This window comes from Gemmiger gallinarum (genome assembly GCF_014982805.1).
In the GTDB taxonomy this organism is placed as follows: domain Bacteria; phylum Bacillota; class Clostridia; order Oscillospirales; family Ruminococcaceae; genus Gemmiger; species Gemmiger gallinarum.
Genome location: NZ_JADCKC010000001.1, coordinates 1135647 through 1156513, shown reverse-complemented (window position 1 = coordinate 1156513; position 20867 = coordinate 1135647). Strand labels below are relative to the sequence as shown.

Below are 20867 nucleotides of genomic sequence, written 5' to 3'. Positions count from 1 at the left end.
TTATCGCACCTCCTGTTCGTGGTGTTTGGGTTTCTTTTCGGGATTGCGCGGCGGCACCGGGCGTTTCAGCCCTTCCAGCACCGAGGGGCGGCTGCTCTTGGCAAGCACCGCCTCCGGCGCAGGGCGGCCCCGGCCGTCCATATTCAGCAGTACGTCCAGTTCGGCCAGCCGGGCGGATTTATCCCGCAGCTCCTGTTCCTGGGGGAAGGGCTTGCCCACCTCCGCTTTGGCGGCGGCCTGCTGTTGGTAGAGATTGTCCAGCTGGTTCTTCACCGCCTCCAGCCGCTGGGGCATCTGGCTGAGCGCATTGTCGATACGGGTGAGATTTCCACGGGGGTCTGTGCCAAGCGTCGCCCGGTGGGTCATCTGGCCTTTCAGCAGGAGCATATACTCCTGCCGGAAAGCGTCAAACGACACCGACATGGTGAAGCCCCGGTAACTGCCCACCGGCACCGGGTCGGCCCCTTTGACCTCCTTGCAGGCGTCCAGCAGCGCGGCCCCAGCGTTTTCCTTGTCGGTGAGGGTGTCGCCACGGACTTCCATCCCGGCAAAGCCGTCCTCCGGGTGGGGATGGGCGGCCAAGGTCGCCATATCGGCTTCCAGTCCGGCGATAAACCCCTTGTTTTTCTCGATCTCCTCCGGGAAGGTTTTCAGTAGCTGGTCCTCCAGGCGGTACTGTTTGCTCTGGTGGTCGGCCTTCATCAGCTTTAACCGCGCCACGTCCACATCCAGGTCCATGCGTTCCTTGATGCGCGGGTCCCCGGCGCACAGCGCCTTGATCTCGGCAAAGGACAGCGCCGTTTCGTCCACATCGTCGCAGCTTCGCACCGGCGATTTGGAGGTCATGATCTGGCTGATGAATTTCTGTTTGTTTTCCACCGTCTGCCAGAGGTAGGCGTCGAAAGTCCCCTCGGTGACATAGCGGTACACATGGACGGTTTCGTTCTGGTTGCCCTGGCGCTCGATGCGTCCCTTTCGCTGGGCCAGGTCGCCGGGCCGCCACGGGCAGTCCAGGTCATGCAGCGCCACCAGGCGGTCCTGCACGTTGGTGCCCGCGCCCATTTTGGCCGTGCTGCCCAGCAGGACGCGCACCTGGCCGGTGCGGACCTTGGAGAACAGCTCCTTTTTGCGCACCTCGGTGTTGGCCTCATGGATAAAGGCAATCTGCTCGGCGGGTACGCCCTGGGCGATGAGCTTCTGCCGGATGTCCTCATACACGGTAAAGGCCGGTTCCGGCTCATCCAGCGGCACCGCGTCCTCCAAAGCGTGGATGGTCGGGTTGTCCAGCGCCTTGGCCACCTTTTTGGCGGGCCGGGCTTGGGGCGTGGAAATGTCGCAGAACACCAGCTGGGTCAGCTTGTCGGCCTCGCCGTCCCGCCAGATCTGCATGATGTTGTTCACGCACTGATTGACCTTGGTGCCCGGCTCATCCGGCAGCAGCTGGTTGATGATCCGCTGGTCCAGCCCCAGCTTGCGCCCGTCGCTGGTGATCTTGAGCATATTGTCTTGGGACGGGTCCACTGTACCGCTGTGTACCAGGGAAGCGCGCTCCGAGAGCGCCTTCACCATTTCCTGCTGCTGTTCGGTGGGCTGGGCCACGATGTTGTGGTACTCCACCTGGGGCGTGGGCAGGTGCAGCTGGTCGGCGGTTTTGATGTCCGCGACCTCCTTAAAGAGGTTCATCAGCTCCGGCAGGTTGAAAAACTTGCTGAATCTTGTTCTTGCCCGGTAGCCGGTTCCCTCCGGGGCCAGTTCCAGCGCCGTCACGGTCTCACCAAACCGGGACGCCCAGCAGTCAAAGTGGGCCATGCCCAGCTCTTGCAGCCGGTCATATTGGAGATACCGCTGCATGGTGTAAAGCTCGGTCATGGAGTTGGAAACCGGCGTGCCGGTGGCAAAGATGACGCCCCGGCTGCCGGTGATCTCGTCCATGTAGCGGCACTTGGCGAACATATCCGAGGATTTCTGCGCGTCCGTCGTGGAGAGGCCCGCCACGTTGCGCATCTTCGTATATAAGAACAGGTTTTTGTAGTTGTGGGCCTCGTCCACGAACAGCCGGTCTACGCCCAGCTGTTCAAAGGTTACCACATCGTCCTTGCGGCCCTCCGCTTGCAGCTTTTCCAGCCGCGCCTCCAGAGACTTTTTCGTGCGTTCCAGCTGCTTGACAGTGAACCGTTCCCCGCCGCTGGCCTCCACCTCGGCGATGCCCTCGGTGATTTCCCAAATCTGCTCGTGCAGCAGTCGCTCCTGGCGTTCCTTGCTGATGGGGATTTTCTCGAACTGGGAGTGACCCATGATGATGGCGTCATAGTCGCCGGTGGCGATGCGGGCACAAAACTTCTTGCGGTTGTGCTTCTCGAAGTCCTTTTTGGTTGTCACCAGGATGTTCGCGGACGGGTACAGACGCAGGAACTCCGAAGCCCACTGTTCGGTCAGGTGGTTGGGCACCACGAATAAGCTCTTTTGGCACAGCCCCAGCCGCTTGGCCTCCATCGCGGCCCCTACCATTTCAAACGTCTTGCCCGCGCCCACCTCATGGGCCAACAGCGTGTTGCCGCCGTACAGCACATGGGCGATGGCGTTTTTCTGGTGTTCCCGCAGGGTGATGGCCGGGTTCATGCCGCCGAAAACAATGTGGCTGCCATCATATTCGCGGGGGCGGGTGGCGTTCATTTCCTCATTGTACTGGCGCACCAGCGCCTGCCGACGTTCCGGGTCGCGCCAAATCCAGTCGCGGAAAGCATCCCGGATGGCCTGCTGCTTTTGGGCGGCCAGGGTGGTTTCCTTGGCGTTCAGCACCCGGCGTTCCTTGCCGTCCGCGTCCTCCACGGTGTCGTAGATACGCACATCCCGCAGATTGAGGGAATCTTCGAGGATTTTATAGGCGTTGGCGCGGCCGGTCCCGTAAGTGGTATAGGCCGCCACATCTCTCTGTCCCACAGCGTTTTTGCCGGAGATCTGCCACTCGGCGGTGAACGCAGAGTAGTGGACTTCAATGCTGCGCTGAAGGTAAAAGGGCGTGTCGAAGGTCTCGTACATGAATTGCTGGATGTACTCCTTGTCGATCCACGTTGCACCCAACCGCACCTCGATCTCGGAAGCGTCCAGGTCTTTGGGCTGGGCAGCGGTCAGGGCCTCCACGTTGACCGCAAAGGCCGGGTCCTGCTCCGCCGCCCGCTGGGCCTGGCGCAGCTTCCGGCGCACGTTGCCGGAGAGGTATTCATCGGCGGTCACATAATGGGGCGTTCCGTCCGGCTCAGTCTGGCCCGGTACACGGAAGATGACACCGCGCAGCTCGTCAGCCAGTTCCTCGCCGGTTTTGCCGGTGAGCTGTTCCATGTAGGCCATATCCACGCAGGCTTTCTCCGAGATGGAGACCGCCAGCGCCTCACTGGCCGTGTCCACGGTGGTGACGGCCTCGTGAGGGCGTATCGTGCGTTTGGTGAACATATCTGCCTTGCGCTCCAACCGGCCATCCTCGTCCAGCACCTCCAGGGCACAGAGCAGATAGTAGCTGCTGTCATCGGCAAAGGCCAGCCGGTTCGCCCGGTCATTGATAAGTCCGTACTTGGCGGAAAAATCGTCATAGCGGCGGTTCAGTTCGGCCATCTGCGCCCGGATGTCGGCATCCGGCGCGGCGGCGTCCATCTCCAGGTCGATGAGCCGCTGCACACAATCCCGCAGCCCCACCAACCCTTTGACGCGGGCCTCGGCGGTGGCGTTCAGGTCGGGGCGCACCATGCGGCTGTTTTCCCGGAAGTACACCGCGCCGTCCACCACCGTGTAGGAGTAGTTCTTCACATTGGGATCAGCCGGGAGGGATTCGTCGATGTCCTCGCCCTCGCCCAGCTCCGGCAGCGCGGCCTCCTGGTAGGTGCCGCGAATGTACTTCACGGCATCGTGCAGCTGATCGGCCAGCTCCAGCCCCTCGATGGGGGCCACGGTGTAATCCTGTTTGCCGTATTGGGTGCTTTCGGCGGTGGGCCGCCCCAGCACCATCTCCGGGTGATCCAGAAAATACTGGTTGACCGTGAAGCCTTCCTCGGTCCGGCCGGTTTGGGTCCAGTCCGGGGCGATGTCCAGCGGGCGGTCCCGCTTTTGCAGGAAGAGAATATCCGAAACGACCTCAGTTCCGGCATTTGCCTTGAACGCATTGTTTGGCAGGCGGATTGCTCCCAGCAGCTCGGCACGCTGGGCCAGATACCGGCGCACGGTGGAATCCTTGGCATCCATCGTATAGCGGCTGGTGACGAACGCCATCACGCCGCCCGGCCGCACCTGGTCCAACGATTTTGCGAAAAAGTAGTTGTGGATGTTGAAGCCCAGCTTGTTGTAGGCTTTGTCGTTCACCTGATACTGTCCGAAAGGTACGTTGCCGATGGCAAGGTCGTAAAAATCCCGCCGGTCGGTGGTCTCGAAGCCCGCCACGGTGATGTCGGCCTTGGGGTAGAGCTGCCTGGCGATGCGCCCGGAAACGCTGTCCAGCTCCACGCCGTACAGACGGCTCCCGGCCATGCTCTCCGGCAGCATCCCGAAGAAATTGCCCACACCGCAGGACGGTTCCAAAATGTTGCCGGTGCGGAAGCCCATCTGTTCTACCGCGTCGTAGATGGCGCGAATCACAGTGGGGCTGGTGTAGTGGGCGTTGAGGGTGGAGGCTCTGGCCGCTTCATATTCTTCTTGGGTCAGCAGTTCCTTCAGCTCCGCATACTCAGCGGCCCACGCGGGTTTGTCCGGGTCAAAGGCGTCCGCCACGCCGCCCCAGCCTACATATTGCGAGAGAATATGCTGTTCTTCTGGGGTGGCATAGCGATTTTCCTGCTCGATCTGCTTCAGTGTGGCGATTGCTTTGATATTGCGCCAGAACTTTTCCTTTGGCCCGCCTTTCCCCAGGTCATCGTCCAGAATGCGGAAATTCTCAGGCGGACGCGGTTCGGGCGGCGTGGGTTCGGGCCGGTCAACGTGCAGCCGTTCCACCACCACGTCATAAGGCAGATGGTTCTGTTCGCCGGGGTAGACGGCCTCCGGCTCAGAATGGAACGCTGGTGTCTCGGCGGCAGGTTCCTCAATGGGCTTGGCGGTTTCGATGGGTTCTTCAACGGTGGCAGCAGCCTCAACCGCCAGTTCGGCCTGCTCCCGCCCAAAGCCGTCCATCTGACGGGCATACTGCCCGCGCAGCAGGGGCGCGACCTCATCCCAGCGAAAATACAGCATAGCCAGCCGCTTTTCGTCCGCATCCAGCACTTCCAGCTCGATGCCTTCGGACGTGGTGCGGTAGTCGGCGGTGTCGCCGGTGTCCAGCTCCATCGTTTCCACGATGCCGGGGAAAGCCCGGCCCAGCCATTGGGCGATCTCGCGGTTGGGCTTGCCGGTGCGCATCAGTTCGGACAGCTCCGCCTTGTCCGGCGCGCCGATCAGGCCGTGGACCAGCACGTCCCGCAGGTCCTGGTCAGCCGTGTCGGGGTTTACAGGCAAAAATTCGTTGATGGCTTCGTTGCGTGTGTCCGCACGCAGCAGCGTCTCGAACCGCTCCCGGCTCTCGGCCCGGAAGATGGGGTACGCCATATTGGAGGGCAGCAGCTGCACCGTGCCCTCCCGCAGCTCGGTGATCTGGTACTCCTGATTGTCCAGATAAACCGTATCACCCTCATGGTAGACCGGCGCAGCAGGGTCATAGACCTTTTTCTCCGGGATGGCCTGCTGGATAGCCTCATACTCCTCATCGGAAACAGTGATGTCCATCTCGTGGGTAGGTTCGCCGCTTCCGATGGTGAGGGTGTCTCCCTCGCGGGTGACGGGACGGCCAGATAAGTCCGGCGCAGGCGGCTCCGCCTCGGCCTGTTCCTCGGCTGAAACAGCCTCCACATCCTGCATCACCCGCTGGATAAACGGGTCATTGTCCAGCTTTTCCGGGTCTACCACCTGGCCGTTCACGATGCCGCGCTCGGCCAGGGCTTCCCGGATGGCGATGGGGTCGATGTTGTCAAAACGGTCCTGCTCCGCCTCGGTGTAGAACCGATCTTCCTTGATGAGCTGGGCGATCCGGCGCTGCACCTTGGGCCAGGACACGTCGCCCGCCGCGCTGTCCACCGTCACAGGCAGGGCCGGGAGGTCATCGCCGTACTCCTGCCGCAGCCAGGCGGCGGTGTCCTTTTCACGGGCATGGTCCCTCATGTAGCGAACAACTGCGTGCTTACTTTCGATTTTGCCGTTCCATTCCTGGATGGCGGCGTCAATGTCGGCCTGGGTCAGCGCCCGGCGCACGGGTTCCGCCTGCGCAGCGGGTTTGAGCATAGAAAAAGCAGAGGGCGTTTTCACGCTCTCTGCTTCGTCGATCTGTTGAATCTGTTCCGCTTCGGAGAGGAACAGGTTTAAGGTCAGCTGTTGATAAGTTCCGCCAGCAGAATCTCCTCGGCCTGGGCTTTGCAGGTGTTCATCAGGCCCACCCACTGCATCGGGTCGGCGGCTTTCAGCGCCTCCGTCGCGCCCGCCGCCTCGGCCAGTTGGGGCATCATCTGCTCCAGCCGCTGGTTCGCCGTCTCGTCGATTTCCAGAAGATGCGGGTACAGCTTCTCGGTCATCAGCAGCTGGTTGTACAGGATAGGCCGTTGCTGCTTCAGGTACGCTTTGCGCATCCTGCCGTACTTGCCCAGGGGCTTCATCGGCTGCTCGCTCAGGCGCAGGTCGGGGATCAGGTAATCGCCGTTCCTCGTGTAAGTCAGGTTGTTCTCCATGTGTGGCACTCCTTTCCGCGCTCTTGGCGCGCTCATAGTTCTGAATGGTGACGCCGATCTGCCGCAGCACCTGCTGGTTTATCTGGCTGACCGCCGTGCCCAGCGCCCCCACGGTGGCGGGGGTGTTGAAGTCGAAGATCGCCATGAAATCCTCATGGCTGAAATACTGCTCCGGCTCCAGCCCGCAGCGGGATATCAGGGCGTAGGTGATGCTGACAGCGGCGGCGGATTTGAACTGGACTTCGATGTTGTACTCATCGTACTCCTCCAAAAAGGAACCGTCAACGATGTAGAGAATGTCCTGCCGGTGATCCGTCCAGTATTCTTCCGCCAGACCGGCGGCCACATCGGCCAGCTGCTGGGGCAGTTCTTCGCCGCCCACACCGTAGTTTCCCTCCAGCATCGCCATGACCGGCGCGGTGTGTTCCTCGTTCATCGTCCACAGCCATGGGGTACGGGAGTGTTCACGGGTGCCGGTATCGGAAATGTCAAACACATACCGCAGCCGGGGCCGGTCCCCGGAATCATCCACCAGGGCGATGCCCTTGGACCCGCGCCGCACATACCGGCCCATGCGGTTGTTCCACAGGTCGTACTCGGCGCAGGCGGTGGCGTCCGGGCGCTGGGCGTAGATCATCAGCTGCTCATGGAACGGATATTTGTAGAGACGGGCGGCGTTGGTGAGAAATCCCGCCCACTCCTGCCAGCTGCCCGTGAGCTGGACCGCAACCTTCTCCGCCATCTGCGCGTACATCTCTGCTTTGGTTGGCATGGTTATCTGTCCTCCCTTCCATTCAGAAATCGAAAAGGGGCGGCACGGTGGCCGCCCCGGCTGGTCAAAACAGGGTGTTACTCGTCAAAATCCGGGTACAGTTCCAGCTCGTCAAACTCGGCGTCGGTCATAGCGCGCAGCTTGGCGAGGGTGCTGTCGGTCAGGGCCAGCAGTTCGGTCTCGTCCGGCTCCAGATGGCCACGCATCTCGGACAACGCCTCGATGGCCCCCAGGCGGCTGCCGGGGTTGTAGATACACAGCAAGTTGGTTTCCTCAAAAGTCAAAGCATTCATATCAGATTTCCCTTTCCGCGCTCTTTTTGGGCGCTGTCTTTTTGTGTTCGGGTTTAGGCTGGCTTTTCAGCTGGTCCATGACGGACTTCTTCTTGTCCCGATCTTCCCGGTGGGCGGCGGCCGCCAAATCCATGAGAGAGATGGGCTGGTCGCTGCGGGCCTGCTGTTCCAGCTGAGCCACCGTCGGCTCCTTGAGGCCGTTGTTGATAACGCCGTCGATCATGCCGTAGTCGTCCTCAACCGTCATCTCCGCACTTTTCAGCGGATTGTCCGGCAGAAAGCCGGGGATTTGCTGAAAGCCAAAACTGTCGCAGTAATGACAGGATACCTTGCCGTCCTGCTTGATGGCAACGATGTCGCTGACGCTCATAGACGGGTGGCGGTAGTCGGCAGGGTGTTCGTTGTTGAAGCGGTATTCGAGATTATCCAGCACGCTGCCTTTCAGGTCGCCGGGTGTGAGCGGCGCAGTATAGACCAGATCGTAGTTATCGCGCTGCACCGTCTGCCCGATGGACTTGACCCATTCCAGCCCTTCATAGCGAATGTCCCTCAGTTCATCGGTGTGCTTTACCTGATAGATGGCATAGCAATCGCCCTTGTGGTTGAGAAACGCCTGCTCCCGTTCCTGCTGGTGGTCCATGCGGTCCATGACCTGAGCATCAAAGGAGGGACTATCCTCCCATTCCTCACGGGTGACGGCAAAAATGCCATCGTGGGCGTCCAGGTCGGCGGTATCAAAGGCCATCGCCGGATTCTCTCCCTGCTGGACCATGTACACAGTCAGGTCCTGCGCCATCAGCTCGTAGGCCCGCTCTTTGGAAAGGGGCAGAAGGTCGCTGTCCAGGTAGCCGCACTTTTCCAAATCGTCTTGGGTCAGCGCCGGGTCCGGCATGGGGTATTCGTCCAGCGCCTGCTCCGGGGCATCCGGCAGCTGGGTGACTTCCGGCACAGCGGCTTGGGCCGCTGCCTGCATCTGTTGGATTGCCGCCTCCTGCAAGGTCTCGATCATGGACAGCGGTGCATAGCGAATGGACTGGCCGCCCATGCCGCGCATCTCACAGATTTTCAGCGCAGCGGTGGACAGCGACAGCTCCGGCGCATCCAGCTGGCCGCCGTCCAGCTGCTTCATGGTCGCTGCATCGTAGAGCGTGTAGTCCCAGCCGGTGTCGCAGGACTGAACATGAAGATAAGTGGCATCATCAACCAGCAACAGGGCCTCCTGGGCTTCGGCGCTGGGCTGGGTCTTTTCAGTATCGAAGGATACCGGGAATTCCTTATCAGAGTTCCACGCAGTATCTACGCCCATCGCCCTCGCTTCATCCGCCATTTTCACAAGGTTGGGGGCAGGTTCCGGCACCAGCTGGTCCAGACGATCCAACAGCTCGGCAGCTTTTGTGACCGCTTCTCCAGGTTCATTTTCATCGGCAAATTCCTGGAGCCAGTCCCGAACACCGCTGGCATCCCCGCTGCGGAGCGTAGCGGTCAGTTCCCGCAGCGCATCCTCACGATTATCCACCTGATCCCGATATTCATAGGTATCGTAGTCAAAAGAAAACTGGTCGATGTCGGCTGCCAGCTGCTCGATAGGGTCCAGCTGCGGTTCCGGGGCAGCAGTCAGGTCAATACCGCGCTCCTTGCAGATAACCTTATAGTGCCGGTCGATGTCGTTAATCAGCTCACCGGCGGTCTTATTGATAGTTTCCAAACTGGCCCGCAGCTCCGGCAGCTCCTTACCCTGGCTCCAGTTGGCGATGTAGCCGAAGCTGTTCTCGCCGGTCTGGATACCGTAATACTGGCAAACCGCGTAGGAAATGCTCTCGGCCTCCACCTCCTCGGTGTTGCGGTCTTTCTTCTTGGGCGGCTCCTTGTCACCGGCCCTGACCGCTTCCTCCTGAGCCTTAGCGTAGTTGTGCAGCTTGCTGTGGGCGATCTCATGGACGGCGGCGGAAACGGTCTGTACCTCGCTCATGCCAGCACGGATGGCGATGCGCTGCCGGTCCGGCGAGAAATATCCGTCCATGTTGGCTGCCATCGGCTCCACAGAGAGCGGCACCGGCGCGGACCGGCGCAGCGCCTCCATGAAAGCCTCGTAGTTCTGGACGTTCCCGGACAGGGTGGACGCCAGCTCCGGCAGGGGTTTGCCGTCCGTCTGGCTTACATCGAACACCTTCACCGGGCGGAACATGGGGATCTCAACTTCCCGTTCCTCCATGACCGCCTTGCCCTCTGCGTCCAGGATGGGGGCCTTGGTGTCCGGGTCCAGCTTCTGTTCCTCAATCTTTTTCTTGAATGGCGTGGGCGCAATGATGGTAATGCCGTGTTCGCCGCGCTTCACATGACGCTCAAACTGATTTTTCCACTTGTTGTACCCGGCCACCAGCGTGGCGTCCGGCTTCTGCATATAGATGAGCATGGTGTTGTTGACGGAGTAGCGGTGGAACCGGGACATCACGGACAGGTAGCGCATATACTTTTCGCTCTCGAACAGTTCCTTGATACCCTGCTCGATGCCCGCCGTGATTTGCTGCAACCGTTCCCGGTTGGTGGGTTTGTCAGCCATGATGTTCACTCTCCCTTCTATGGCCGAAATTTCAGCGGTGTGTTCTGCGATCCACTGGTCCTGTTCCTCGGTGCTGCTGTCGAGAAAGGTGTCCAGCAGATAGCCCATGTAGTCTTTTTTCTGGATGGCCTCCAAAAAGCGCGGGTGCGGGTCCTCGTCCGGCATCTTGGGGGAATAGTCGGCCTCCCATTTTCGGAGCAGGTGGTAGTAGTCCGTCAGGACGCGCCAGCCGTGTTCCCGTTTTTCTTTCCGTACCTGCGCCTCGGATTTTTGCCGGACATAGCTTCGCCGGGGCGGGGCCTTGTTGTCATAGGAAAGGCCAAAATCCTGGGCCAGCTTTTCGGCGGCCTCCTTGGGGGACAGGTCATAGAGCCGGGCGGTGAAGTCGATCACGTCGCCGTCTGCGCCGCAGCCAAAACAGTGGAAACGGGTGTCCACCTTCATGCTGGGGTGGCGGTCATCGTGGAAGGGGCAGCAGGCCATGCCGCCGCGCCCCACCGCGATGCCGTACATTTCAGCCGCTTCCCGGACGGCGACGGACTGCTTCACGACTTCAAATACGCTCTCGCCCATACTCATTTTCCGCCCGCTTTGGGGACGGGCGGCCTGTACCCGGCGGCTTTGGCCCGTTCGCTGGCAGCCTTGCGGCGCTCGGCGCTGTACGGCTCCCGCACCGACACGCAGCGTTTGGGCACCACGAAGGTCTGGCGGTCCTTTTTCACGATCTGGTCCGGGTATTTTTCCGCCAGCCGCCGCAGCTTTTCCAGCAGGCGCGGGTCGTGGGAATAGACCTCGGCGGTGGCCTCGGCCTGGTTGTAGAGGATAATCGTTTCCTGTTCATACAAACTCAGTTTCATTTGCCGCCGCCTTTCTGCCGGTCAAATTCCAGCTTGAAGTTGACGTACTGGCCGGTATCTTCCAGCACCACGGTGGCGTCGTAGGTCTTGCCGCTTTTCTCGGAGTACAGCCCCGCCACATGGGTGCGGCCATCTTTCAGCAGCGCCGCCACAATGGCCTTGGTGGGCTGTTTGCGCTTCGCGGCCCACCACTTGTTGTTCTTCCAGATTGCAAATTTGCAAGATTTGTCCTGGCAGAAGAAGCCTTTTTGCATTTCTGCAATTTCACCGCCGCAGCGGGGGCATTTGCCCACCACCTCGCGGGGCGGGGCAAACAGGTACTCGCTGCCCTTGATGACCTGATAGGTTTCCACCAGCTCCTTCAGCATGGCGGTGATCTCGGCCATGAAGTCCTCCGGGGCCAGCTCGCCGCGCTCGATCTCGCCCAGACGGTACTCCCACTCGGCGGTCAGCAGCGGGGATTGCAGCTGCTCCGGCAGGACGGTAATCAGGGAAATGGCATCGTGGGAGGGCAGGAGCTGCACGGTTTTCTTACTCTTTTGGCGTTCCAGAAAGCCCGTGGACACCAGCTTCTCCAAAATCCCGGCGCGGGTGGCGGGAGTGCCCAGCCCTTTGCGCTCGGCCTCCTCCGGCATATCTTTGGCACCGGCGGTCTCCATCGCTGAGAGCAGGGTGTCCTCGGTGAAATGCTTGGGCGGGGTAGTCTTGCCCTCCTTGACAGCGGCACCGGCGACCGGCAGCTCCTGACCCTCGGCCAGTTTCGGCAGCGCCTTATCTTCGGAATTGCCGTCCTGTTCCGGCGCACTTTTCATGCTGGCCCGGTAGGCAGCGTCCAGCGCCCGCCAGCCGGGCTGCTTCACCGTGCGTCCTTTGGCGGTGAATGTTGCTCCCGCGCACTCTACTGTGATAGCGGTCTCGGCGTAGGTATAGGGCTGGGCCACCGCACACAGCAGCCGCAGGGCCACCAGCTCCAGAATGGCCCGTTCACCCACCGGCAGAGCGGACAGGTCCGCTTCCCGGAGGTTGCGGGTGGGGATCACCGCATGGTGGTCGGTCACTTTCTTGTCGTTGATGACTGCCGCCGTATCACAAGAAATGGCGATGCCATTGCGGAACGGCATGGCGTTGGCGACCAGGTTCACCAGCACCGGCAAACCCTCGGCCATGTCGGAGGTCAGGTGGCGGCTATCCGTCCGGGGATAGGTGCAGAGCTTCTTTTCATAGAGGTTTTGCAGATAGTCCAGCGCCTGCTGCGCCGTGAACCCCAGCAGGCGGTTGGCGTCCCGCTGGAGGGTGGTGAGGTCATAGAGGGCGGGCGGCTTCTCAGATTTGTCCCTGCGCTCCACCTGTTTGACTGTCACCGTGCCGCCCTGGCAGGCGCTTTTCAGCTGTTCGGCATCGGCTTTCTTGTCCATGCGGGCGCTGGCAGCGGTAAAACCGGGCAGGTCCAGCGCCACGGTATAAAACGGCACCGGCTTGAAAGCGTCGATCTCGGCCTCCCGCTGGACGATGAGGGCCAGCGTCGGGGACATGACCCGTCCAATGTTGAGGGTGCGGTGGTACAGCACCGAAAACAGCCGGGTGGCGTTGATGCCCACCAGCCAGTCCGCTTTGGCCCGGCAGAGGGCCGCCTGGTGCAGCCCGTCATAGTCCGCACCGGGGCGCAGGTGTGCAAAGCCCTCCCGGATGGCGGAATCCTCCATGCTGGAAATCCACAGCCGTTTCATGGGCTTCTGGCAGCCCGCCAGGCAGTAGACGGTGCGGAAAATCAGCTCGCCCTCGCGCCCGGCGTCGCAGGCGTTGACTACCTCGGTCACGTCCTCCCGCCGCAGCAGGGTCCGCAGCACGTCAAACTGATCCCGCTTGTCCTTGGCGATGGTGAAGCGCCAGGACTCCGGCAAAATGGGCAGGTCATCATAGCGCCACTTGGCGTAGTCGGGGTTGTAGGCGGCGGCGTCCGCCAGCCCGGCCAGATGCCCCAGGCACCAGGACACCAGCCAACCGCCGCCCTCCAGGTAGCCGTCTTTGCGGGAAGTGGCCCCCAGCACGGCGGCCAGGGATTGGGCCACCGAGGGCTTTTCAGCGATCACAAGGCGCATCTTCCTCAACCTCCATTTCTTCGTTGGATTTTTTCAGTTTTCTGGAAATGCTGTTGCCATCGTCCAGAAGGCAGTCATAGCCGACGTTGTAATCATAGCGGTACAGCTTTCCCAGCAGGTCGTTGATGATGACCCGGCAGGCCAGCAGCACCCGCGCCTTATCCACCTGCATGAGCTGGTAACGGCGGTAATCGCTGAAATATTCCTCGCGCTGGCGGGTCCGGGCGGCGGTTTCCTCCATCAGAATGTCAATCACGTCCTTGTCGCCGTCCTCTTTCGCGCCCTCGGCGTAGTTCAGCATCTCCATCACCATCGGGAAGCTCTGCTCATCCATCGGGGCTTCCTCTTTGAGATAGCCGATCAAGGCGCAGAACAGGAACCTGGCCGCTGTCTGCTCCGGCTCGGTCAGGGCGGAAAGCGTCTCCTGCCCGCTGGGCAGAAGTTTGTTGCAGACAAAATCGCGGACCTCGCCGCGGAACAAGTGGCGGATGGCGTCGATAGACAGCGGCGGTTCAGCGGGTTCGTCCTCCACCTCAAATTCATAGGGGTCTTTCTGGCCCGGTTTTTTGCGCACCTTGGCAAGCGCCGTGCAAACGATGTCGCCGCCAAAGTAGACGCCGAAGCAGATCAGGTCGAACACAATGAGAAATTGGACAAAATAATTCATTTTGCTTTTCTCCTTTCACGCAGCCACGCGGTCAGCTCTTTGTGGCAGAAGCCCACGCAGGGCTGGCCGGGGCGGTAGTTTCCGCAGCCATAACAGGGGTGGCCGGGAGATAAAGAGGGAGAGCGGGAAGCTGTTTTCCCGCCCTCCGGCCTGCGTGTCATCATGGGTTCAAAGGGGCTGTCGGTAAACCGGGTCATTTGGCCGGGGTCTCGCTTTCCTCGTCGCCGCCCCTGTCGGCGTCCTCCGGTTCGTCGGATTCCTCGGTCTCCCAGGGGTCCTCGTCCTCCTGTTCGGTATCGTCCTCGCCGTAGTCGTAATCATCCAGGTTGTCGCTGCCCTTGGTCTTGGGCTTCTGCTTGATGAATTTGAAGTAGACCAGCGCACCAATGCCGCCCAGCACAGCCAGCACCACCAGCAGCATCGCCGGGTTCAGCCCTGCCGGTTCCTGTTCCGGCTCCGGGTCTGTTTCCGGGGCGGGCGTGGGTTCCGGCTCCTGGCCCGTACACTCCGCCATATTCACAGCGCAGACAGGGCAGGCCGTATTCACCGCACCGGCGGCGCATTTTTCCGTGCAGTTGCAGACAGCGGGCGTTTCCTCCGCCGTCTCGCCGTCCTCCATCAGCGCCTCCAGGTCAGCCTCGTCCACCTGGTTCAAGAAGTGGACGGCGGTCTCTTTGTCCTCGTTGGCGCGGTCAATGAGGATGTAAAAATAGTTACCCGCCTTGGTGGTGACGGTGATGAGCTGCTTGTTGCCGCCGAAATCATCCACCAGGGCGGCGTTGCCCTCCGGGGTCAGGGCGGGACTGTCCTCGGTTTCCTCCACCACCACGTTGCTGTCATTGGTGGCGTCCGCAGCCGGTGTGGCCGTAGGCGCAGGGTCAGCGCCCTGGGCAAAGGCGGTCACAGAGAAGCCGCCCATCAGCATCAGGCAGGTGCAAAGGGCGGCAAAGGTTCTGAAAATCTTCTTATTCTTCATGGGTCATTTCCTCCTGTTCAGAATCAGCGGGACCCGCCGCCCGGCCGGGCACCATGCCGCCGGACAGCATGGCGGACAGCTGGGCCGGGGTCATGCGCAGGGCGCGCACCATCTGGACGATCTCCAGGTTCTCCGCCTCGGTTTTCTGCGCTTCCAGGTCTTTCAGCTTTTCCTGCTGTTCCGCGATCTTCTCGCGGGTCTTGGCGATCTCCTGGTCGATGCGCTCGATTTTGTTTTTAGCCATAGTCAATCACTCCATTCCATATCGCTCTTTCCAAGCGTAATTGCGCCCCAAACCCTTGACGGTCTTGAGATGGGGCATTGCATTTTCTTCAATGGCAAGCGCCCGCCGGTACAGGTCGGGGTGCTGCCGTTTCAGGGTTTCGATTTCCTCGCGCTTCATGCTGGGACAGAAGAAGCAGGACGATTTGCCGGGCAGAGGCAGACCCGCCTCCTGGATCGCCCGAATACAATCGTCCCGCGTCCAGTGCCAATCCTCGATCAGCGGGTAGCGGTTCTCATATTTTTTGTCCGCTTCATTGAATTTTCTGGAATGCTCATACCGTTTCCGCTCCCCGGCATCGTAGCCGATAAACCGTGTGACCCGGTTCCCGGCCTGCCACACAGCGCGGCACAGCGGGTGGTGGTTACAGAACTTTTCCTGCGGCCCGACCTTGTGCTTCTGAGAACACCGCTTAAACCCGTAAGCAATGGAGGGAAGCGTGCCGGATCGCAGACACTCTGTTTCCAATGTCAGGCGGTTGCCGTTGCGGTCCATCTTTTCCACCACCGTGATGGGCGGCATACCGTGGGCGCGAAGCCATTCATTCATAGTTTCAAGGAACTGATAGGTGTGGGGATGTTCCGCCCCGGTATCCGCAAAGGTGATAAGGTCAACGGGAATCCCGTGCTGATGAAGCCCAACTAAAAGAGCGGCACTGTTCGTGCCGCCCCCAAAGGATACAATATTCAGTTTTTATACCTCCGCAAAAAATCACCAATTCATCAAGCCGTAGCCCTTGATGCACTCGTAGGTCAAGGAATAACTCTTGATCTTGCAAGCGTCGCCGGAATTGCCCTCCACGGTGTAAACCCGGCTGCCGTCGGTGCCCACTACAATGCCCACATGGTCGGCGCTGCCGTCCAGGTCCCAATCGAAGAAGATTGCGTCGCCGGGGGCGATGTTGGCGTAATCCCGCCCGCCCCATTGTCCATGCGACTGGAACCAGGGAATGCCCTGGGACTGGCAGGCGGCAAAGCGCGGCTCGGAAAGGCCCATCTGGCCGTAGCACCAGGACACAAAGCAGGCGCACCATTCCACGCGGGAATTAAAGCCGTACCAGCTCCAATAGGGCTGGCCGCCCACGTTGCCTACCTGGCTTTTGGCGATGTCCACCACAGCCTGATTGCCGGGCCGGGTGCCGTTGACAAACTCCACACCGGCCAAACTCTCGGAATCGCTGGTGTCGGCGGACCCGCCGCCGAAGATCAGGGGCTTGTTGCCCAGCGTCTGCCGGTACACCTGGTACATTTCCAGCTGGTCAGGCGTCAGCAGCTCCGAAGCCACAGAGGAGATGGGCTTTCTGGTGAGGGTCACATTTAAGATGTAATAGTTATAGGGCACTTCCACATCATACTCGTTGCCCTCGCTGTCCGTCCGGGTCTCGGTGCGGTAGCGCACCTCCACTTCCTCGGTCAGCGTCAGCTGGTATTGGGCTGCGAAGATGCGTTCCAACTCCGCCTGGGCGCTTGCCCGCGTGTAGCCCTGCAAGACGGCGGACAGATAGGCCGCCAGCTCATGCGGGTCGTGGCCGATCATGTCCAGGTCATAGCGGTACTCGTCGTAGCCGGGGTGGCTGCTCTCGATGTTGTCGATCTCGGCTTGCAACGCGGTCTCCCTGGCTGCATAGTCCGCCTCCACCGCCACCAGCTCCGGGTCATCCGAAGGGTAGGTTGTGCCGGAAATCATCGAACCGATGCTCTGCGCCATCATGGAACAGGAGGACATGGTGTTGAGCAGCAGGCAGATCAGCAGAAAAATTGCCAGCACCATGATGAAACCTTTCTTGTGCTGCATCACATAGGCACCGGCCTGCTGGGCCTTTTCCTTAACCGTCCTGGCCGCTTTGCCGGATTTTTGCACGGCACCGGCGGCGGTCCCGCCGGACTGCGCGGCCCGCTTGGCGGCGGCGTACTGCTTCTTGATCTGCTGCTTCTGCTGCCACCGGGACAGTGGGTTACTCGCAGCCTGGGGATTGTCCTGCAACGACTTCTGATACAGGACATTGATGTTGGCCTTTTCCAGCTTCCGTTCGGCCTGGGCAGCCTGGCGGTAGGGCTTCAGCTTATGGCTACGGTAGCCCTCCCTCGCCAGATGTACGCCAGTTTCCAGAGCTTCTTCGGACTTGTGGGCGCTCTCCACACCCACGTTGTCATCCTCGGACTCCTGAATCTCCTGGTGAATCTTGCCCGCCACCGCGTTGCCCGGCGCGTCCCGCACCGTATGGGACAGTTTGGAGGGCGGCCGGGGCTTATCCTCCAGCACCAGCTTGGTCGTGACCTTGCCGGTCTTGGGGTCCACCTCGGCCCGCTTGACCTGCTTTTTCGGGATTTTTGCCTGCGCCTTATCCGCTTTGGCGGCGGCCTTTTCCGCCTTGCGGATGGGCTTCTCCAGCGCCGGGTCCGCCCGTTCTTCCTCCGTAAAGCGCAGGCGCGGTTCCTTAATCAAACCATTCCCCCAGCATGAGGGAGGCCGCCATGCTGGAAAGCTCCGCATAGGCCGCCAGCCCCAGCGGACCCACAAAGCGGCACTCGGTCAGGCAGGCGTAGAGCTGGGCCACCACGTCGGCCAAAATCTGGACCTCGGTGCCCTCCAGCACGGCACCTCCGGCCTGCCCGCGCTGGACCTTGGCGGCGCACAGAATCTCCACCAGCCGCAGCAGTCCGGTCTCGCCGGTCTCGGTCAGTTCAGCGGCCTGGTCCGCCGCCGTGCGGCACTCGGAAACGGCGTCCGCCATCGCCGTCAGCAGCGCGGTGCGCTGGGTTTCCAGCGCCCGGTCCAGAAACATCATGTGGTCGTTATGCAGAATTTCGGGTTTCATCGTCCATCAGCCTCCTTCATTTCCTGGGGTTTGGTCGTCATAATGCGATACAGTTCGGTATTCTTGGGGAAGTGGTCCACAAAGGGCAGGATGGTGGAGCCGTAGAACAGCAGCCCCTCGCCCTCGCCGGAGTGGGTCACATAGGACAGCTGGTGCGGGGAAATGCCCAGCTGCCGGGCCAAAATCTGCCGGTCACCGCCCGCCTGGTTGAGCATATACACGAAGTCGGAGTTTTCAAAGATGTTCTCCACCTCGCGGGAAGAAAGCAGGTCCTTCACGTTCTGGGTGATGCCCGTGGGAATGCCGCCCCACTTTCGGAACCGCTTCCAAATCTCCACCGTGTAGGCGGCAGTCTGTTCCTCTTTCAAGAGCAGGTGCATCTCGTCGATGTAGTAGCGGGTGGACTTGCGGGCGGCCCGGTTGATGGTGACGCGGTTCCACACCTGGTCCTGGACCACCAGCATCCCGATCTTTTTCAGCTGCTTGCCCAGCTCCTTGATGTCGTAGCAGACAATGCGGTTGTTGATGTCCACGTTGCTGCGGTGGTTGAACACATTGAGGGAGCCGGTGACGTAGATTTCCAGCGCCGTTGCGATGTACTGCGCCTCTTTCTCATCCTGCGCCCGCAGCAGGTCGTACAAATCCTCCAGAATGGGCATATTCTCCGGGCGCGGATCGTTGAGGTAGTCCTGATACACCAGCCGCACACAGCGGTCAATGATGGTTTTCTGCACCGGCTGCAATCCGTCCTTGCCGCCCACAATCAGTTCACACAGCGACAGGATGAAGTCGGATTTCAGCGACAGCGGGCTTTCATCGTCCGAATAGTCCAGGTTCAGGTCCATCGGGTTGATGTAGTTGGTGGAGGTGGGCGAGATTTTGATGACCTGCCCATGCAGCCGCTCCACCAGCGGCGCATACTCGGCCTCCGGGTCGCAGATGATGACATCATCCGAAGTCAGCAGGAAGCAGTTGGCGATCTCGCGCTTGGCGCTGAAAGATTTGCCGCTGCCCGGCGTGCCTAAAATCAGGCCGTTGGGGTTTTTCAGCAGCTTGCGGTCCACCATAATCAGGTTGTTGGACAGGGCGTTGATGCCGTAATACAGCGCCTCTTTTCCGTTTTGAAACAGCTCCTGGGTCGTGAACGGCACGAAGATGGCCGTGGAACTGGTGGTCAGCCCCCGCTGGATCTCCACCTGGTTCAGCCCCATCGGCAGAGAGGACATCAAGCCTTCCTCCTGCTGGAATTCCAGCCGGGTCAGCTGGCAGTTGTACTTTTGCGCGATGGAACTGGCCTGGAAGATGTTGTTGCCCAGCTGGCGGGGATTGTCCGCCGTGTTCAGCACCAGGAACGTCACCAGGAACATCCGCTCGTTGCGGCTTTGCAGGTCCTGCAACAGCTTCTTGGCCTCGGCCCCGTAGGTGGCAAGGTCGGAGGGGATGATGTCCATGTCATACCCGGCGCGGACGGCCTTTTTCTGTTCCTCGATCTTGCTGCGGTCCAGGTCGGTGATCTTGCGCTTCACCGTCTTGATGGCCTTCACCTGGTCCACCGACTGGATGTGCAGGTTGACGATAAGGGAACTTTCCATATCGAGAAAATCCGCCAGCATCCGGTCATTCAGCTCCGGGGCCAGAATCTGCACAAAGCTGACGGCCCCGTACTTCTTTCCCATGCGGAACTGCTTGCCGGTACGGAACTCGAAGCCGGACGGGGCAATAAAGTCCTTGGTGGAAAGGCCGCTGGGAGCCAGCCAGTCCCACTCGAACTGGAACGGCGTTTGCTCGTCCATGTGGAAGATGGCGTGGAGCTGGGCCAGCCGGGCTTTGCCGTCCAGGACCTCGGCGGCCACGCCCAGCCGCTTAAAGTTGTTCAGCACATCGGTCTCGATGCGCTCCAGCCGGGGCTTGGCGGAGCGGATGCTGTCGGCCTCGATGGAAAAGGTCAGGTACTTGGTCTTGATGAGGCCGTTGTTGCCCCGCGCCAGCTGGTTTTGCAGCATCTGCGTGTACTCCACCCGGATGGGGTCAAAGTCATCTCCCTGAGCCGGGATGGTGATACTGTTGGCGAAGGTCTCCTGGGACGCCGCCAGGTTCAAAAAGGACAGCTGGAAACGGATGGAGCTGTCGAAGTAATTGAGAAAATCGCACCAGCCTTCAAAGATGGCGGTCTTGTCCTCGTTCTGGCTCAGCTGGTAGTTGATGTCCTGGAACTGTATGGTCTTGGTGTAGCGGCCATCCGCCACCTTGCAGATGCCGTCCGGCCACATCCGCTCATAGGGGATGCTGTCCTGGGCGGACAGCTCTTTTTTGTCCGTGCGGTTGGCGCGGGCAATCGCTGCCTCGATCTGTCTGCGTTCGGCGCGGGTCAGCTTACGCCGGGGTCTGGTCTGCGGCTCTGCCGGTTCGGCCTGCCGCTTTGTCTTTGCCGCGAACAATGTCATACACCTCCTTATCGAGATTTGCCTGCCGTTCCAGCACGGCATAGAAGTTGTTGGTGCGGTAGGGGCGTTGCTTGGGCCGGATCACGGCCACCTTGAGGATGTTGCCGACGATCTTTTCCAGGGGCTGGCCGTGCTTTTCATACATTGCCAGCATGAAGAAGGGCAGCATGACCAGCATCATGCACATGGCCGCCACGCTGTTTCCGGCAGGCCCCCGAAGCAAAAAGAAAAGCGGCACGCCGATGAGCGCCCCGCAGCCGAAGCAGACAAGCTGCCTCTTGGTTAAATTGAATGCGACCTTGGTTTTCACCCTGGTCAGGTCTTTGGGTACGGGTACATAAGCCATTTTGCGTTTCCTCCTTCC

13 protein-coding genes are annotated in these 20867 nt (G+C 60.7%); all 13 read right to left on the bottom strand.

All coding sequences use genetic code 11. From position 1 onward, the window contains the following. Positions 1 to 7506, bottom strand: a complete 7506-nt coding sequence (locus INF35_RS05375) for an SNF2-related protein (RefSeq protein WP_193500451.1) — start codon at positions 7504 to 7506, stop codon at positions 1 to 3. Positions 7507 to 7583: 77 nt separating this feature from the next. Then, positions 7584 to 7799: a transposon-transfer assisting family protein gene (locus INF35_RS05370; protein WP_193500450.1), complete on the bottom strand. Its 216-nt coding sequence runs from the start codon at positions 7797 to 7799 to the stop codon at positions 7584 to 7586. A gap of 1 nt (position 7800) precedes the next feature. Then, entirely contained in the window at positions 7801 to 10932 is a 3132-nt protein-coding gene (locus tag INF35_RS05365) for an LPD16 domain-containing protein (protein WP_193500449.1), read from the bottom strand. Positions 10933 to 10934: 2 nt separating this feature from the next. Beyond that, on the bottom strand, positions 10935 to 11216 hold the full coding sequence (locus INF35_RS05360; protein WP_193500448.1) for an immunoglobulin: 282 nt from the start codon (positions 11214 to 11216) through the stop codon (positions 10935 to 10937). Then, positions 11213 to 13315: a type IA DNA topoisomerase gene (locus INF35_RS05355; protein ID WP_193500447.1), complete on the bottom strand. Its 2103-nt coding sequence runs from the start codon at positions 13313 to 13315 to the stop codon at positions 11213 to 11215. Before INF35_RS05355 ends, INF35_RS05360 begins: the two co-directional genes overlap by 4 nt. After that, positions 13296 to 13982 carry a conjugal transfer protein TraG gene (locus tag INF35_RS05350; RefSeq protein WP_193500446.1) on the bottom strand — a complete coding sequence of 229 codons (687 nt, stop codon included), beginning with the start codon at positions 13980 to 13982 and terminating at the stop codon, positions 13296 to 13298. The genes INF35_RS05355 and INF35_RS05350 overlap by 20 nt, the downstream gene beginning before the upstream one ends. Before the next feature lie 193 nt (positions 13983 to 14175). Beyond that, positions 14176 to 14958 carry a DUF4366 domain-containing protein gene (locus tag INF35_RS05345; protein ID WP_193500445.1) on the bottom strand — a complete coding sequence of 261 codons (783 nt, stop codon included), beginning with the start codon at positions 14956 to 14958 and terminating at the stop codon, positions 14176 to 14178. After that, complete coding sequence (locus tag INF35_RS05340) at positions 14948 to 15202, bottom strand: DUF4315 family protein (protein ID WP_193500444.1); 255 nt, start codon at positions 15200 to 15202, stop codon at positions 14948 to 14950. Before INF35_RS05340 ends, INF35_RS05345 begins: the two co-directional genes overlap by 11 nt. Positions 15203 to 15208: 6 nt before the next feature. Then, on the bottom strand, positions 15209 to 15925 hold the full coding sequence (locus INF35_RS05335) for a phosphoadenosine phosphosulfate reductase domain-containing protein (RefSeq protein ID WP_456237419.1): 717 nt from the start codon (positions 15923 to 15925) through the stop codon (positions 15209 to 15211). A gap of 27 nt (positions 15926 to 15952) precedes the next feature. After that, on the bottom strand, positions 15953 to 17686 hold the full coding sequence (locus tag INF35_RS05330; protein WP_193500443.1) for a C40 family peptidase: 1734 nt from the start codon (positions 17684 to 17686) through the stop codon (positions 15953 to 15955). Further along, positions 17679 to 18059, bottom strand: coding sequence for a DUF3851 family protein (locus INF35_RS05325; protein ID WP_193500442.1), 381 nt, complete (start codon positions 18057 to 18059; stop codon positions 17679 to 17681). The genes INF35_RS05330 and INF35_RS05325 overlap by 8 nt, the downstream gene beginning before the upstream one ends. Continuing rightward, positions 18056 to 20503: a VirB4-like conjugal transfer ATPase, CD1110 family gene (locus INF35_RS05320; protein WP_235983107.1), complete on the bottom strand. Its 2448-nt coding sequence runs from the start codon at positions 20501 to 20503 to the stop codon at positions 18056 to 18058. The genes INF35_RS05325 and INF35_RS05320 overlap by 4 nt, the downstream gene beginning before the upstream one ends. After that, positions 20433 to 20849 carry a PrgI family protein gene (locus tag INF35_RS05315; protein WP_193500441.1) on the bottom strand — a complete coding sequence of 139 codons (417 nt, stop codon included), beginning with the start codon at positions 20847 to 20849 and terminating at the stop codon, positions 20433 to 20435. The genes INF35_RS05320 and INF35_RS05315 overlap by 71 nt, the downstream gene beginning before the upstream one ends. Between the last annotated feature and the right edge of the window lie 18 nt (positions 20850 to 20867).